Raw genomic sequence first — 14809 nt, 5'->3', positions numbered from 1 at the left:
CTGGCGTGGCTTGATTTGGTTGGACTAGGCTGCGCCCTGCCCTCATCCGGCGAAGGGTTGGGCCTGGCGTGATCCAGCTGCACGAGGCTGCGCCCTACCCTCATCCGGCGCTTCGCGCCACCTTCTCCCGGTGGGAGAAGGAATAGCCTGCATTCTTTCCGCTTTCTTAGGACATCGCATGAGCGCCAACGACAACTGGTACATCGAACACTTCCAGCCCACCGGCTCGGCCATCGGCTATCGCATCACCGGCAAGCTGGACGAGGTGCAGTCGCCGTTCCAGAAGATCGAGATCTACGACACCACCGACTGGGGCAAGCTGATGGTGATCGACGGCGCGGTGATGCTGACCACGCGCGACAACTTCTTCTACCACGAGATGATCAGCCACCCGGCGCTGTTCACCCACGCCGCGCCCAAGCGCGTGGTGATCATCGGCGGCGGCGACTGCGGCACCCTGCGCGAAGTGCTCAAGCACCCGGGCGTGGAGAGCGCCACCCAGTGCGACATCGACGAACAGGTCACGCGCATGGCCGAGAAGTACTTCCCGGAACTGTGCGAGTCCAACGCCGACCCGCGCGCCGAGTTGCTGTTCGACGACGGCATCGCCTACATGGCCAACTGCCCGGCCGGCAGCGTGGACATCGTCATCGTCGATTCCACCGATCCGGTCGGCCCGGCCGAAGGCCTGTTCAACAAGGCGTTCTACGCCAGCTGCTTCAAGGCGCTGAAGGACGACGGCATTCTGGTGCAGCAGTCCGAATCGCCGCTGGCGTTGCTGGACCTGATCAAGGAAATGCGCGCGGAGATGGGCAAGGCCGGCTTCGCCAGCTTCCACACCGTGCCGTTCCCGCAGCCGTGCTACCCGACCGGCTGGTGGAGCGTGACCCTGGCGCGCAAGTCCGGCGGCTTCGATTTCCGCGAAGCCGACGCGGCGGCCAAGCCGTTCGCCACCCGCTACTACAGCGCGCACCTGCACACCGGCACCCAGGTGCTGCCGCCGTTCGTGGCCGAGGCGCTGGGCGGCTAATCACCGGGCCGGCGCCGACGAGGTTGGCGCCGGCCACGTCGCGCGGACCGGGGGCGTTGTGGCCGCTCGGCAACGGCGGCGCACGCCGCTGGCCGCGGCATTGCCGTGCGGACGGTCGGCAAGCCGCGACGCCGGCATACTGTCAGCCCGCTCCCTTGCAGCGTCGCGCATGCCTGCCGAGTTCTCCCGCCTCTGGACCCTGTGCGCGTTGGCGGCGATGGCCTTCGTCGCCGCGTGCATCGCGCACGAGGCGGTCGGCCACGGCCTGACCTGCCTGGGCACGGGCGGCACCGTCAGCCTGCTCAGCTCCGTGTACTTCCACTGCCAGCCGGGCCATCCGCTGGTCGATGCCGCCGGGCCGCTGAGCAATCTCTGCGTCGCCGCGGTGTTCGCCCTCGCCGCACATCGCAGCCGGCGCGCCACCGCGCGCACCGCGTTCGCGCTGGTCGCCGCGTTCAACGGCCTGTGGGGCGCGGGCTACCTGATCTTCTCGGCGGTCACCGACACTGGCGACCTCGCCTTCGTCGTGCGCGATCTCGCACTGCGGCCAGAATGGGCATGGCGCCTGGGCATGGGACTGGCCGGCCTGTGGCTCTACCGCCTCGTCGTGCGCAACGTCGCCCCCTGCCTGCCGAACGGCATGCCACTGCTCGCCGCATATTGCGTAGCCGGCGGCGTGGCTTGCATCAGCGTGTTGTTCTATCCAGGCGCGGTGTTGCCCGCTCTCAAGGAAGCGGCGCAAGAAAGCCTGCTCGCGCCGCTGGGCCTGCTCTTCGTTGCGTTCTCCCGGCGCCCGTCCCGTGTCTTGCCTCCACCATCCAGCCGGACCGTCATGTTCATCGGCGCGCTAGTCGTGCTCGCCTTCTGGCTGACCCTTGGACGCGGCTATACCGCGGCTTGAGAACGCCTGATCGAGGTCGCGCATGCCGACGACAACGCGTGGCCTGACTGGCATGGTCGGCATGGTCGGCATGGTCGGCATGCTTGCGTCGGCGCTTGCTGGGTGCCGATCCTGCAGCCGAAGGTCTGTTCAACAAGACATTTACGCCACACTGAAAGTGGCCGCATCGCCCACGTAGGGCTGCGCGCGCCATGCAGGCGCGCGCCGAACCGTCAGCGCGCGGCCGTCGGAGCGGACCCAGCCGGTACGCCGAGCGCGATCAGCGTCGGGGCGTCCGCCACGAAGCGATCGAGCACGCCATCGGCGATCTTGACCGGCCCGCCGAAACGCGTCGCGCCGGGGATCGACTGGATCGCCGCGGCCTCGGCGGCGAGCCGGGTCGCATCGGCGAACAAGCCCGACGCCGCGGCGTCGCCTCGGTTGGCGGCCTGCAGACCCGCTGCCGTGGCCTGCAGCGCGCGCCCCCAACCCTGCATCGCATCCAGCCAGGGGCGCGACTGTTCGGCGAAGCCGGGGTCGGCCACCCCCGCGCGGATGACGGCGGGCGCGGCCGCGATCTCGTCCGCGCTGCGCGCAAGTTCGGCGAGCGCCTGGCCGCGAGCATCTGCGTCGCCACCGGCAAGCGCTTCGCGAACCCGGTCGAGCACGGCCTTCAGCCGCGGCGCCTGCTCCTGCCACGGCTGGCTGCCAAAGGTCGGCGCCAGGTGCTGAGTATCGAAGAAGGTGAGCAGCGCCGCGGTCACCCGCGCATCGCCCGCCGCCAGATCGCGCGCCGCCGCATGCCAGGTCCGCTCGGCGTCGTAGTCCTTGTCGTTCCATGCGAACGAGGTCAGCCCCATCACCGCGACGCGGCTCGGCGCTTCCTGGTTCATCGGGTTGGCGACGATGCCGGCCAACTCGACGGACAGACCGGCCTCGCGCCGCGTGTACGGCGCCAGCAACAACCGGCCGGCCGAGGTTTCGTAATCGTTGACCGGGTAGTTGTCCCACAGCAGCGTCGTGCGCCCGAACGCCTTGGTCGCCGCGCGCGCATCGGGGATGGAAATGGCCGGCGGCACGACGTCGGTGCCGGTCCATTGCACCACGATCTTCGGATCCAGATGCTGGCGCAACGCGGCCTTGTACGGGCTTTCCTTGGCGTCGTAATACTCGGTCGGCACCATGATCAGTTCCGACGCCGCAGCGTGCCGGGCGACCAGGTCCGCCTGCACCAGGTTAAGCAAGTGCGACTGCGCGATGCCTGCCGCTTCCGCGCCCGACGGGCCGAAGGCGGCCTTGTCACGCTCGCAATTCCACTTGGTGTATTCGATATCGTCGAGCGCGACGTAGAAGCTGCGCACGCCCAGCGCGCGAAACGCGTCGAACTTGCGGAGCAGCGCCTTGGCATCGGCCGGATCGGAGAAGCAGACCGACGGCCCGGGCGAGATCGCGTAGACGAAATCGACATGGTTGCGCCTGGCCGTCGCCGCCAAGCTACCCAGCGCCTTCAGCGTGGCCGCCGGATAGGCCTCGCGCCAGCGGTCGCGCGCATAGGGGTCGTCCTTCGGGCTGTAGATGTAGGTGTTGGCCTTGGTGCGGGCGAGGAAATCGATGTGCTTGGCGCGATCGGCCATCGACCATGGCGCCCCGTAGAATCCCTCGATCGTGCCGCGGATGGCCATCGCCGGATAATCCTGGATGACCAGCGTCGGGATGGCCGGGCGTTCGGCAAGCTGACGCAAGGTCTGCGCGGCATGGAACAGGCCGTCGGCGTCGTGGCCCGCAAGCGTGATCAGGCTGCCCTTGCCGGTAGCGACGCTGGCGAGGGTGTAGCCCTCCTTGCGCATCTCCTGCACGGCCTTGCTGCGCGTCAGTGCCTCGCGGACGACCGCCGCCTCGCCGGTGCCGACGACGATGTACGTTTGTTCGAACGTGGCCGGCAGGCGCGATGCGGTGGCGATGTGCTCGACGCCCGCCGACACCAGAATGCGGCGGACTAACGCGACCGAAGCCTGGTCAGCGCCCGGCGCGGCGACCAGCACGACCTTTCGGCCGAGCGCGACGGTGCCGGCCTCGAGCCGGATCGAGACCGGACTCGGAAACAGCGCCGGCCGCGTGACCGGTTGCGCCGTAGCCGGGGCTGCCAGCGCGAGGCCCAGCGCCACCGTCATCGAGAGCAGACTCAGGCCTGCCCGTGTAGCGCGTCGCGTCATTCCGGATCTCCGGTATTGGAATGGTATTACGGCACAGAGTAGGCAAGTCGCTGGGCCGCGACAAGCTGCGCGGCCGTGGCTGGGGAGTTCAGTAGTGCATGTCGAATTCCGGGCTTGGCTCGCATCAGGCCGAATGCGGAGCAGGCCCGCGCCCATTCGGTATTTAAATGGTATGAGTGGCGGCCCGGTGACCTACGGATTGTCGCGAAAGCGCTGATCCTGCCGCAGCGGCAAGGTGAGCAAATCGCCCTGACCAATCACTGCCCGGCTATAGACCGAGAAGGGCTTCAGCCCGGATATTCGCCGAAGCGGGCGCAGTTCCGGCTCGTTTGTCGCGGCTGAAGCCGCTCCTACAGGAACCTTGCGACAAGCGGCTGGGCGCACTGTGGGAGGGACTTCAGTCCCGGCTGCATCCGCAGCCGAAAAATCACCGCTTCGCGCGTCGCGACTGAAGTCGCTCCCACAGGGAGCCTCGATGCTCGTCTGGTGCACCTGTAGGAGGGGCTTCAGCCCCGACACCCACCGAAGCCGGTGCAGTTCCGGACTCCGTTCGTTCAACGGCGCGGAGCGCGATAACGTGGAGGAGTATGCGGTCAGCGAAGCCAGTGCAGCCATCGGCGTTGCACGCAGGCGCAGCGGCCCTACGCCGGACGAATCTTGCGGAGTGAAAGCAGTTCTATCGCGGCGCAGAGAACAGCATGGGCCGAGTTCTACCGAGAGCTTGTCTATGTAGAGCGGCGACGTGCCGGGCGACGCAGTACGGCGTCGAAACACCGACTACACGCGCCTCGATCCGCGATGCGATCGCACTGCCACTCACATCACCGTTGGAATTCTCGCGATGCAGCCCTGTCGCCGGGCGCGCAGCGCGCGCGCCGAGACCTTACAGCGCGTCCGCATCCAGTTCGCCGGTGCGGATCCGCACCACCGTGCCCAGGTCGTACACGAACACCTTGCCGTCGCCGATCTTGCCGGTGCCGGCCGCCTTGACGATCGCCTCGAGCACGCGTTCGACCTGGTCCTCGGTAACCGCCACTTCCAGCTTCACCTTGGGCAGGAAATCGACCACGTACTCGGCGCCGCGGTACAGTTCGGTGTGGCCCTTCTGCCGGCCGAAGCCCTTGACCTCGGTGACGGTGATGCCGGCCACGCCCTGCGCGGCGAGCGCTTCGCGCACGTCGTCGAGCTTGAACGGCTTGATGACGGCCATGATCATCTTCATGCGGCTTTCTCCAATCACAATGGCGTCAGGATAGCGCGGTTGCGCGATGCCCGGCCGCCGGGTTCAAATGATCGCGCGCCCCATCGCCGGAATTTTCCGACAGCGCGCCGCGCCCGATACCGATGGCCCCGAACCGCAGGGTGCCGCAGTCTGGCGCTCCCTGCCGGAGTATCGCCATGATCGACCTCAATCACCTCGACGACCTCGCCCGCCGCCTCAGCGACCTGGTACCGCCAGGCCTGCGCGAATCCCGCGACGAACTGCAGAGCACCTTCAAGAGCGCGCTGCAGGCCGGCCTGGGCAAACTCGACCTGGTCACCCGCGAGGAATTCGACGTGCAGCGCGCGGTGCTGCTGCGCACCCGCGAGAAACTGGAAGCGCTGGAACGCAGCGTCGCCGCGCTGGAAGCCGCGCGCAGCGGCGACGCGCCGTCCGCGCAAGCCTGAGCCACCCGCCGCCATGAGCCTGGCGCTGGTGCACAGCCGTGCCCGCGCGGGGGTGCTTGCGCCTCCGGTTCGGGTCGAGGTCCATCTGTCCGGCGGACTGCCGGCGACGCAGATCGTCGGCCTGCCCGAAGCCGCGGTGCGCGAATCGCGCGATCGCGTGCGCGCCGCCATCCTGTGCGCGCAATACGAGTTCCCGGCGCGGCGCATCACCGTCAACCTAGCCCCGGCCGACCTGCCCAAGGAAGGCGGCCGTTTCGACCTGCCGATCGCACTGGGCATCCTCGCCGCCGCCGGGCAACTCGACCCGCAGGCGCTGGGCAACTACGAATTCCTCGGCGAACTGGCCTTGACCGGCGAGCTGCGCGCCGTGGACGGCGTGCTGCCGGCGGCGCTGGCCGCCGCCGAAGCCGGGCGCACGCTGATCGTGCCGGCTGGCAACGGCCCCGAAGCGGCGCTGGCGCAGCACGTGCAGGCGTTCACCGCGCGTACCCTGCTCGAAGTCTGCGCGCTGTTGAACGGCACCAAGACCCTGCCCGCCGCCGAAGCGCTGCCGGCCGCGGCCACGCCGTTTCCCGACCTGAGCGACGTGCGCGGGCAGGCGCAGGCGCGGCGTGCGCTGGAGATCGCCGCGGCCGGTCACCACCATCTGTTGTTGATCGGCAGCCCGGGCTGCGGCAAGACCCTGCTGGCCTCGCGCCTGCCCGGCATCCTGCCCGAGGCCAGCGAGGCCGAGGCGCTGGAAGCGGCGGCGATCGCCTCGGTCAGCGGCCGCGGACTGGATCCATCGCGCTGGCGGCAACGCCCCTACCGATCCCCGCACCACACCGCCAGCGCGGTGTCGCTGGTCGGCGGCGGCACCCATCCGCGCCCCGGCGAGATCTCGCTGGCGCATCGCGGCGTCTTGTTCCTCGACGAACTGCCCGAGTGGAACCGGCACGCGCTGGAAGTGCTGCGCGAGCCGCTGGAATCGGGCACGGTCACGGTGTCGCGGGCCGCACGCAGCGCCGAATTCCCTGCCCGCTTCCAACTGGTCGCAGCGATGAATCCCTGCCCCTGCGGCTGGGCCGGCGACGCCAGCGGCCGTTGCCGCTGCAGCGACGACAGCATCCGCCGCTACCGCGCGCGCATCTCCGGTCCGTTGCTGGACCGCATCGACCTGCACGTGGACGTACCGCGCCTGCCGCCACAGGCGCTGCGCGCCGATGCCGCCCCCGGCGAAAGCAGCGCCGCCGTGCGCGCCCGGGTGGAGCAGGCGCGGCAACGCCAGCTGGCGCGCGCCGGCTGCCCCAACGGCCAGCTCGGCCACAGCGAGACCTTGCGCGACTGCCGCCTGCAACCGCACGACGAAGCGCTGCTGGAACACGCCATCGACCGCCTGCGCCTGTCGGCGCGCTCCTTGCACCGTATCCTGCGCGTGGCGCGCACCATCGCCGACCTGGTCGAAAGCGATGCGATCGCCACCGCGCACCTGGCCGAGGCGATCGGCTACCGGCAACTGGATCGCGGCGAGTCCGCAGCACCGCAAGCGGACGCCTTTGCGCGCGCAAGCGAAGCGCGGCGCGGTGCGATAGCGCGCTGACCCTGCCGGCGCGGCAACCGCCTAGCGCCAAGCTGTTCGCCCTGCCCGGCGGCGACGCGGACCTGGCCGTGGTCGCGAACACGGCAAGCAGAAGTGGGACTACTGGTGTGCATGCACGCATCGCACGAAACCGCGCGGCGGCCTCGCCTACCGCATGCGGATACAGCGACGGCGGCACGCTTGGCGCAAAGCGATCGCGCCATCGCCGCCATCCGCCACGGACAATCGGTGCCGGCCATACATCGCGGCAATACCGGCCAGCGCTTTCGGATCATCCATCTCGCGCGACGGGCGCTCCCCCCACCGCAGATGCATGTGTGGCTTCAACCCACTGCTGTCGATGTCACGAACTCGGCCAGCAAGGCATTGCAGCGCCGCGCATGGGTGAAGGTCATCCCGTGCGAAGCGCCGGAGAGGACGTGGTGGCGCGCATCCGGCAACCACTCGGCCAGCGCGGAAGCGTTGTCGCGGTACTGCGCCGGACTCAGTTCGCCGCTGACCAGCAGCACCGGTACCGCCAGCGCCGCGGCCTGCTCGCGATCGTAGGCCGGCAGCGCATCGCCGATCTGTGGCACCAGGGTCTGCGCGTTGTCGCGCACCATCTGCCGGAACGTCGCACTGCTGCGCGCCCAGGCGCCGGGCTGGCTGACCGAATCGACGAAGCACTCCAGACCGGCCTCGACCTGTCCGTCGCGCAGCAATTCGATCGCCCGCGCGCGGATCGCCACCACGTCTTCGGGCAGGCCCTGCGGCTGCGGCCCACCCGGATCGAACAGGCTCAGGCTGGCGATCGCGGCAGGCTGTTGCAGCGCGACCTGCCAGGCCATCGCGGCGCCGCGCGAGTGGCCGACCAGATGCACCGGTTGTCCGTAGCTAGCGAGGAACCCGGCCACCTGCTGCGCATGCCAACGCCAGCCGAAGCGATGCCGCAGCGACGATGGCAGCTGCGGGAAATACTGGCCCAGGCTCAGCGCGGCGACCTCGAAGCGCTCGGATAGGCCGCGCAGTTGCGGCGCCCAATAGCGGTAGTCGCACAGCGCGCCGTGCACCAGCACCACCGGGGCGCCGGCGCCGAGCCGCAGGTAGGCCAGCGCATCGTCGTCGCCCAGCAAGTGGACCGCGGGCTTGCCGAGCGGGGTGCGCGGACCGATCACCGGTGGCCTCTGGCAAGGGGCTGCAGCGAAGTCCGCGCCACACGATTCATAGCGACCGCACTGACACGACACCGAAGAGGATGCGAAAGGAGTTGCCCGGCACTGGACCGCCGCGAGCCCAGATACCACGGCCGCGAGCGTCCCGGCGGCGGCGCGGGCATGGCGGAGGCCGCTTTGCCATGCGCGCCGCACGCGCTGGCGATGCAGCCCAGCGAAATCCAGCGCGGCATCCCAGGGAGCGACGGCGGCGCCACGCGCCCCAGACCGCCGGTCGCCGCCGCAACGCCAAAGGCGATGCAGACCAGCTGCGGAAGGAATTCCAAGCACGATGGACGATGATGCGGCGCGCTCGGGGAGACACGCGGTACGCGCCAGCCTTTCAACGCAGAGGGCGCCAGCTCGGCATCCCGAGCAGCATGATTACGGGCAACGGTGTCATGCGCCACAGGCCGTCGATCGCCGCAGCGCCGAAGGCGGTGTCCACCACCGGCAGGATTCGCGGTCGAAGAGGCCATGCAGGCTGGGAATGATGTGGTGCGCCCGGAGGGATTCGAACCCCCGACCAATGGCTTCGGAAGCCACTACTCTATCCGGCTGAGCTACGGGCGCAACGGACGCGCATTCTAACGGCAAACCGCGCGCCGCGTCTCCCCCATGTCCGATTGCCGCCAGGGCCGAACCGGCGGTCGCCGTAGCCGGCGCCGGAGCGGCGCGGTTTCCGCAAGCGGCCGGAGCCCGGCGACTGCGCATCGCCTGCGTACAACCGGCTCCTACGCCTGGGTCTGTAACTGGACGCGGATGCACAGACCGTAGCCGTCGCAGCGGCCACGACCCGTGCCGTGCTGCCGCCGAGCGGGCCCGGCTGCTACCCTTGCACGATGGGTTACGAACGCTACGAAACGTCCGCCGCGTTGCCGCCGCGCGTGCGCCTGGGCCAGTACTGGAAACTGCTGCGCGGCGACCGTCCGATCGGCGCGCTGCTGCTGCTGTGGCCTACCTGGTGGGCGCTGTGGCTGGCGGCCGACGGGATGCCGCCGCTGTGGACGCTGTTCGTGTTCACCGCCGGGGTCTGGCTGACCCGCTCGGCCGGCTGCGTGATCAACGACTACGCCGACCGCTGGCTGGACCCGCAGGTCGAGCGCACCCGCGGCCGGCCGCTGGCCACCGGCGCGGTCAGCGGCCGCGAGGCACTGGCGGTGTTCGCGCTGCTGATGCTCGCCGCCTTCGCGCTGGTGCTGACGATGAACGCGCTGACCATCGGCCTGAGCGTGGTCGGGCTGTTCCTGGCTGCCAGCTATCCCTACCTGAAGCGCTACACCTACCTGCCGCAGGTCTACCTCGGCATGGCCTTCGGCTGGGGCATCCCGATGGCGTTCGCGGCGATCCGTGGCGAGGTGCCGGCGCTGGGCTGGCTGCTGTACGCGGCCAACATCCTGTGGGCCACCGCCTACGACACCTGGTACGCGATGGTGGACCGCGAGGACGATCTGCGCGCCGGCTCCAAGTCCACCGCGATCCTGTTCGGCGACCTGGACCTGGTCGCGCTGGGCATCCTGTATGCGCTGATGTTCGTCGCGCTGGGCTTCGTCGGCACCCGCGGCGCGCTGGGAATCTGGTACTGGGCGGGATTGAGCGTGGCCGCGCTGCTGGTGGTCTATGAATTCCGCATCGCGCGAACCCGCGAACGCGCGCCCTGCTTCCGTGCCTTCATGCACAACAACTGGGTCGGCCTGGCGATCTTCGCCGGCATCGTCGCGGCGTTGGCGCTGCGGGCGGGGTAGGCCGAAGCGGAGAAGCCATGCAGTGGCGGCTGCGCACAAGGATGTCGTCGGGATCGGTGCGTTTGGCCGCTGACGGCAATGCCGCAGGGCACGATTCGCCTGATCGTTGCCGATAAAGCGTCGGGACTGAAGTCCCTCCCACAAAACCATCGATCGACTCCTGTAGGAGCGGCTTCAGCCGCGACGCCTTTCCCATGGACAGCGCCAGGAGCGACTTCGATCACGACAAGCGTGACCGGCAAAATCCGCATCCCAGCTGCTGGATCGGCATATCCCCTTCCTCGACCTAGCCCGCCGGCGCAATCGAGGAAGCGCCGGCGCCCGCCGCTTCGAAGCAGCGGCATCGCGCGAAGCTGCCGGCACAAGACAGCGTCGCGTGGCTCGAACACCAACTGGCACGCAAGGCCACACAAGCCCGCAATGGTGAACACGGTGCCCCATCCGGATCGCATCAGCCAGCACTAAGGCTTCGCGTGCGCCGTCGACGCATGCGTCAGCAGCGCGAACACCCGCTGTTGTTCCTGCGCATCCTGCAGACCGCTGATACGCAGTCGGTCGCCGGGGAGCGGCGCCATGACCGTCGCCACGGTGAGCACCTGACCATCGGCCAGCAGCGCGATCGGCTTGCCGATGTTCTGCTCCGTCGCCCGGGTCAGGCGATCGTCGTTCCCCGAGAAACTCAGATCGAGTGCCGGCTTGCCATCGTCGCCGTCCACGCGCGCCACCGTCGCGGCGCCATCGACGGCCAATAACTGCTGCGGCGCCAGATACACCGGCCGTCCCTGGTACACGGCCTCGGTATAGCCGGCGCTCGGCGCATAGCTGGCCAGGCGCCATTCGATCTTCGCCTTCACCGCACTCGCGCTCGCGCTGGTGTCGGCGCCATCGGGCGACGGGGCGTAGCTGCACCCGCTGACCCCGAACACGCACAACGCCAACGACAGTCCCAGAGTTCTCAAGCGCATCGCCATCTCCCGCAGTTCGTTTGGCGACATCATAGAAGAACCGGCTGTTGTGGCCTGTCGCAGACAGGTGCCCACCCATGTCACGCAGAAGAACGTGCCATGCACCGTGCTGCGGAACCCGTCCGACAGCGGCCGATTGCGTCGGGTCGTGGCGCCTGCGTGGCACGACGAAGCGTAAAGCTCGCCCCCCAATCAGAAAACGCCCTCGCTGCCGTTGCGTGGTCCAGGCAACCAAACAGCGATCGCTCCCCGCATGCATGACGGATCACGCGACCACGGCCAGCGCCAGACACGCAGGTCCACATGACCCGCCACCCTTGCCATCGCAGGGCCAATCGCCGCCGCGGCATGCAAGCCACCAGCGCACTCACGGCCTCACGGCACCCGCGCCACCACCCACGCATCGACCCGCGCCACGCCGGCGCGGCGCAGCGCCTGTGCCGCGGCATGCAGGGTCGCGCCGGTGGTCATCACGTCGTCGATCAGCGCCACGTGCGGCGGCAGCGGCGCCTGCACCACGAACGCATGGCGCAGGTTGCGACGCCGCGCCTGCGCATCGAGTTCGGACTGCGGCGCCGTGGCGCGCACGCGCTGCAGGCCGGCGCACAGCGGCAGGCGCAGCGCGCGCGCCAGCGGCCGCGCCAGTTCCAGCGCCTGGTCGTAGCCGCGCTGGCGCAGCCGTGCGCAATGCAGCGGCACCGGCAGCAGTGCCTGCGGCCGCGGCAAACCGGCGCAGCGCGCCTGCAGCAATGCCGCCAGCAGGCGCCCGGCGGCCAGGTCCTGATGGAACTTGAAGCGGCGCAGCAATCCATCCACCGGCGCAGCGTAGACGCAGGCGCTGGCGACCAGCGCCAGCGGGGGCGGTTTGCGTTGGCAGCTGCCGCACAACTGGTCCGCGTCCAGCGCGGGCAGCGGCAGCGCGCACCCCTGGCAGGCGCTGGCATTCCAGGGCAGCGCGTCGCGGCAGGCCGGGCACAGGTCCAGGCCGGCGGCGCCGGGCTCGGTACAGACCAGGCAGCGCTCCGGCAGTACCCAACGCTGCAGCCGCCGCCAGTAGCCGTCAACCCGACCCACCCCGCTGAAGTTGACAGGGATATCCATGCTCACCAGACTGCCCGCTTTCCCAGCCGCTTACCGTCAGGAAACCCCCATGTCCGCTGTCGTCCGACACGACTGGCAACGCCAGGAATTGCTCGCCCTGTTCGATCTGCCGTTCCCGGAGCTGCTGCACCGCGCCGCCGCGGTGCATCGCGAACACTTCGATCCGGCGCAGGTGCAGGTCTCCACGCTGCTGTCGGTGAAGACCGGCGGTTGCCCGGAGGATTGTGCGTACTGCCCGCAGGCGCAGCGCTACGACACCGGGGTGGACGCGCAGAAGCTGATGAGCACCGAGGCGGTGCTGGAGAAAGCGCGCCAGGCCAAGGCCGCCGGCGCGTCGCGGTTCTGCATGGGCGCGGCGTGGCGCTCGCCGAAGGACCGCGATATCCCCAAGGTCGCGGCGATGATCCGCGAAGTGAAGGCGCTGGGCCTGGAGACCTGCGCCACCCTGGGCATGCTCGACGGGCGCCAGGCGCAGGCGCTGAAGTCGGCCGGGCTGGACTACTACAACCACAATCTGGACACCGCGCCGGACTTCTACGACACGATCATCCACACCCGCCAGTACCAGGACCGCCTGGACACGCTGGCCCACGTGCGCGATGCCGGCATGAAGACCTGCTGCGGCGGCATCGTCGGCATGGGCGAATCGCGCGAGCAACGCGCCGGCCTGCTGCAGGCGCTGGCCAACCTGCCGGTGCATCCGGACTCGGTGCCGATCAACCGCCTGGTGCAGGTCGCCGGCACCCCGCTGCACGGCACGGTCGAGCTGGACCCGTTCGAGTTCGTGCGCACCATCGCCGTGGCCCGCATCGCGATGCCGCAGGCGATGGTGCGGCTGTCGGCCGGCCGCGAGAGCATGAGCGACGAACTGCAGGCGCTGTGTTTCTGCGCCGGCGCCAACTCGATCTTCTACGGCGAAAAACTGCTGACCACCGGCAACCCGGACACCGCACGCGACCAGGCGCTGTTCGCGCGGCTGGGGCTGAAGCCGATGCAGGTGCAGGTGGACGCCGATGCGCACGACCACCCCGGCACCGTGCATGCGGACATCACCACTCCGGCGCCGGCAGCGGACAGGCCGGCGATCGCCGCGGCGCTGGTCTGACCCCAGCGCGCCGCGCCGGCGCGCGCACGTCCATCCGCCGATCCGGCCGTCCATCGCCGGCGGCGCCCGGCGCGGCCGGGGACGCGCTACGCTAGCCAGCCGCCCCATGCCCCGCCGCCCATGGCCCGTCCCGACCTGCACGACCGCATCCAGTCCTTGCGCAAGCTGCGCGAGGCGCAGGGCCGCATCCGCGTGCGCCGCAGCGTGGGCCGCCGCGACGGCGTGCGCCTGGAGCTGGACGGGCGCTGGCTGACAGGCTTCTGCAGCAACGACTACCTGGGCCTGGCGCAGCAGTTCGAAGTGCTCGCCGCACTGCAGGACGCGGCCGCGCGCGAGGGCGTCGGCGCCACCGCCTCGCATCTGGTCTGCGGCCACCACGCGCTGCACGAGAGCCTGGAACGCGAGGTCGCCGACTGGCTCGGCTATCCGCGCGCACTGCTGTTCGGCAGCGGCTTCCTCGCCAACCTGGCGGTGCAGCAGGCACTGCTGAGCGAAGAAGAGGACGTGTGCGTGCAGGACCGGCTCAACCACGCCAGCCTACTCGACGCCACCCGCCTGGCCGGCTGCCGCCTGCGCCGCTATCCGCACCTGGATACCGAAGGCGCGATGCGCCAGCTCAAGCACGCCGCCGACGGCGCGGCGATGCTGGCCACCGATGGCGTGTTCAGCATGGATGGCGACATCGCCCCGCTGCGCTCGCTGACCCTGGTGGCGCGCATGCAGCAGGCGCTGATGTACGTGGACGACGCGCACGGCGTCGGCGTGGTCGGCCCGCATGGCCGCGGCTGCGTGGCCGAGGCCGGACTGGGCGTGGACGATGTGCCGCTGCAGCTGGTGACCCTGGGCAAGGCGCTGGGCGGCTACGGCGCGCTGGTGGTCGGCGACGAGGCGCTGATCCGGCATCTGGCCGAAACCGCGCGCCCCTACCTGTACACCACCGCGCTGCCGCCGGCGCAGGCCGCCGCCTCGCTGGCCGCGGTGAAACTGGCGCGGCGCGACCAGTGGCGGCGCGAACGCCTGGCCGAGACCATCGCCGCATTCCGCGGCGGCGCGCGTCGCCATGGCCTGGAACTGATGGCCTCGGACACGCCGATCCAGCCGCTGCTGTGCGGCGACGAGGCCAGCGCGCTGGCGCTGTCGGCGGCGCTCGAGCAGGCCGGCTTCCTGGTCTCCGCAATCCGCCCGCCGACCGTGCCCGAAGGCAAGTCGCGACTGCGGGTCACGCTGTCGGCATTGCACACGCCGGCGCAGGTGCAGGCGCTGCTGGACGCGCTGGCGCTGGCGCGCGACCGCCTGGCCGCGCATCCGGTCGGCCTGCCTGCGTGAGCGCACC

At 69.9% G+C, this 14809-nt stretch carries 12 protein-coding genes and 1 tRNA gene; 7 read left to right on the top strand and 6 right to left on the bottom strand.

The window, feature by feature from the left end; all coding sequences use genetic code 11:
- The first annotated feature begins 178 nt into the window (after positions 1–178).
- Together speE and HEP74_RS02280 are read left to right on the top strand one after the other, a co-directional pair.
- Positions 179–1030: a polyamine aminopropyltransferase gene (gene speE / locus HEP74_RS02285; protein WP_185815014.1), complete on the top strand. Its 852-nt coding sequence runs from the start codon at positions 179–181 to the stop codon at positions 1028–1030.
- Positions 1031–1199: 169 nt separating this feature from the next.
- Entirely contained in the window at positions 1200–1931 is a 732-nt protein-coding gene (locus HEP74_RS02280) for a hypothetical protein (RefSeq protein ID WP_185815013.1), read from the top strand.
- A 212-nt stretch (positions 1932–2143) separates the two neighbouring features.
- Here HEP74_RS02280 and HEP74_RS02275 read toward each other — a convergent pair whose 3' ends face one another.
- Positions 2144–4123: a glycoside hydrolase family 84 protein gene (locus tag HEP74_RS02275; protein WP_185815012.1), complete on the bottom strand. Its 1980-nt coding sequence runs from the start codon at positions 4121–4123 to the stop codon at positions 2144–2146.
- A gap of 883 nt (positions 4124–5006) precedes the next feature.
- Positions 5007–5345 carry a P-II family nitrogen regulator gene (locus tag HEP74_RS02270; protein ID WP_003480503.1) on the bottom strand — a complete coding sequence of 113 codons (339 nt, stop codon included), beginning with the start codon at positions 5343–5345 and terminating at the stop codon, positions 5007–5009.
- 176 nt (positions 5346–5521) lie between these two features.
- Between HEP74_RS02270 and ubiK the strand changes: the two genes are divergently transcribed.
- The gene (ubiK, locus tag HEP74_RS02265; RefSeq protein ID WP_009595755.1) at positions 5522–5791 is read left to right on the top strand and encodes a ubiquinone biosynthesis accessory factor UbiK; all 270 of its coding nucleotides are present in this window, start codon (positions 5522–5524) and stop codon (positions 5789–5791) included.
- Between the two features lie 13 nt (positions 5792–5804).
- Positions 5805–7370 (top strand): YifB family Mg chelatase-like AAA ATPase, encoded by a 1566-nt coding sequence (locus HEP74_RS02260; RefSeq protein ID WP_185815011.1) that lies wholly within the window; start codon positions 5805–5807, stop codon positions 7368–7370.
- Between the two features lie 323 nt (positions 7371–7693).
- On the opposite strand, the gene HEP74_RS02255 is transcribed toward HEP74_RS02260, so the two are convergent.
- Together HEP74_RS02255 and HEP74_RS02250 are read right to left on the bottom strand one after the other, a co-directional pair.
- Complete coding sequence (locus HEP74_RS02255; protein ID WP_185815010.1) at positions 7694–8524, bottom strand: alpha/beta fold hydrolase; 831 nt, start codon at positions 8522–8524, stop codon at positions 7694–7696.
- A 532-nt stretch (positions 8525–9056) separates the two neighbouring features.
- Positions 9057–9133 (bottom strand) — tRNA-Arg (locus HEP74_RS02250).
- A 269-nt stretch (positions 9134–9402) separates the two neighbouring features.
- On the opposite strand from HEP74_RS02250, the gene ubiA reads away from it, so the two are divergent.
- Positions 9403–10305, top strand: a complete 903-nt coding sequence (ubiA, locus tag HEP74_RS02245) for a 4-hydroxybenzoate octaprenyltransferase (protein ID WP_185815009.1) — start codon at positions 9403–9405, stop codon at positions 10303–10305.
- Between the two features lie 461 nt (positions 10306–10766).
- Here the strand turns inward: ubiA and HEP74_RS02240 are convergent, their stop codons facing one another.
- Positions 10767–11276: a SecDF P1 head subdomain-containing protein gene (locus tag HEP74_RS02240; protein WP_255423970.1), complete on the bottom strand. Its 510-nt coding sequence runs from the start codon at positions 11274–11276 to the stop codon at positions 10767–10769.
- Positions 11277–11645: 369 nt separating this feature from the next.
- Entirely contained in the window at positions 11646–12371 is a 726-nt protein-coding gene (locus HEP74_RS02235) for a ComF family protein (protein ID WP_185815008.1), read from the bottom strand.
- 49 nt (positions 12372–12420) lie between these two features.
- On the opposite strand from HEP74_RS02235, the gene bioB reads away from it, so the two are divergent.
- Both bioB and bioF read left to right on the top strand, forming a co-directional pair.
- Positions 12421–13476 (top strand): biotin synthase BioB, encoded by a 1056-nt coding sequence (bioB, locus tag HEP74_RS02230; protein WP_185815007.1) that lies wholly within the window; start codon positions 12421–12423, stop codon positions 13474–13476.
- Between the two features lie 120 nt (positions 13477–13596).
- Positions 13597–14802 (top strand): 8-amino-7-oxononanoate synthase, encoded by a 1206-nt coding sequence (gene bioF, locus HEP74_RS02225; protein ID WP_185815006.1) that lies wholly within the window; start codon positions 13597–13599, stop codon positions 14800–14802.
- The last annotated feature ends 7 nt before the right edge of the window (positions 14803–14809 follow it).

The organism is Xanthomonas sp. SS, assembly GCF_014236835.1.
Classification (GTDB): Bacteria; Pseudomonadota; Gammaproteobacteria; order Xanthomonadales; family Xanthomonadaceae; genus Xanthomonas_A.
The sequence above is the reverse complement of the archived record's forward strand: the minus strand, read 5'-3'. Positions and strand labels throughout refer to the sequence as shown.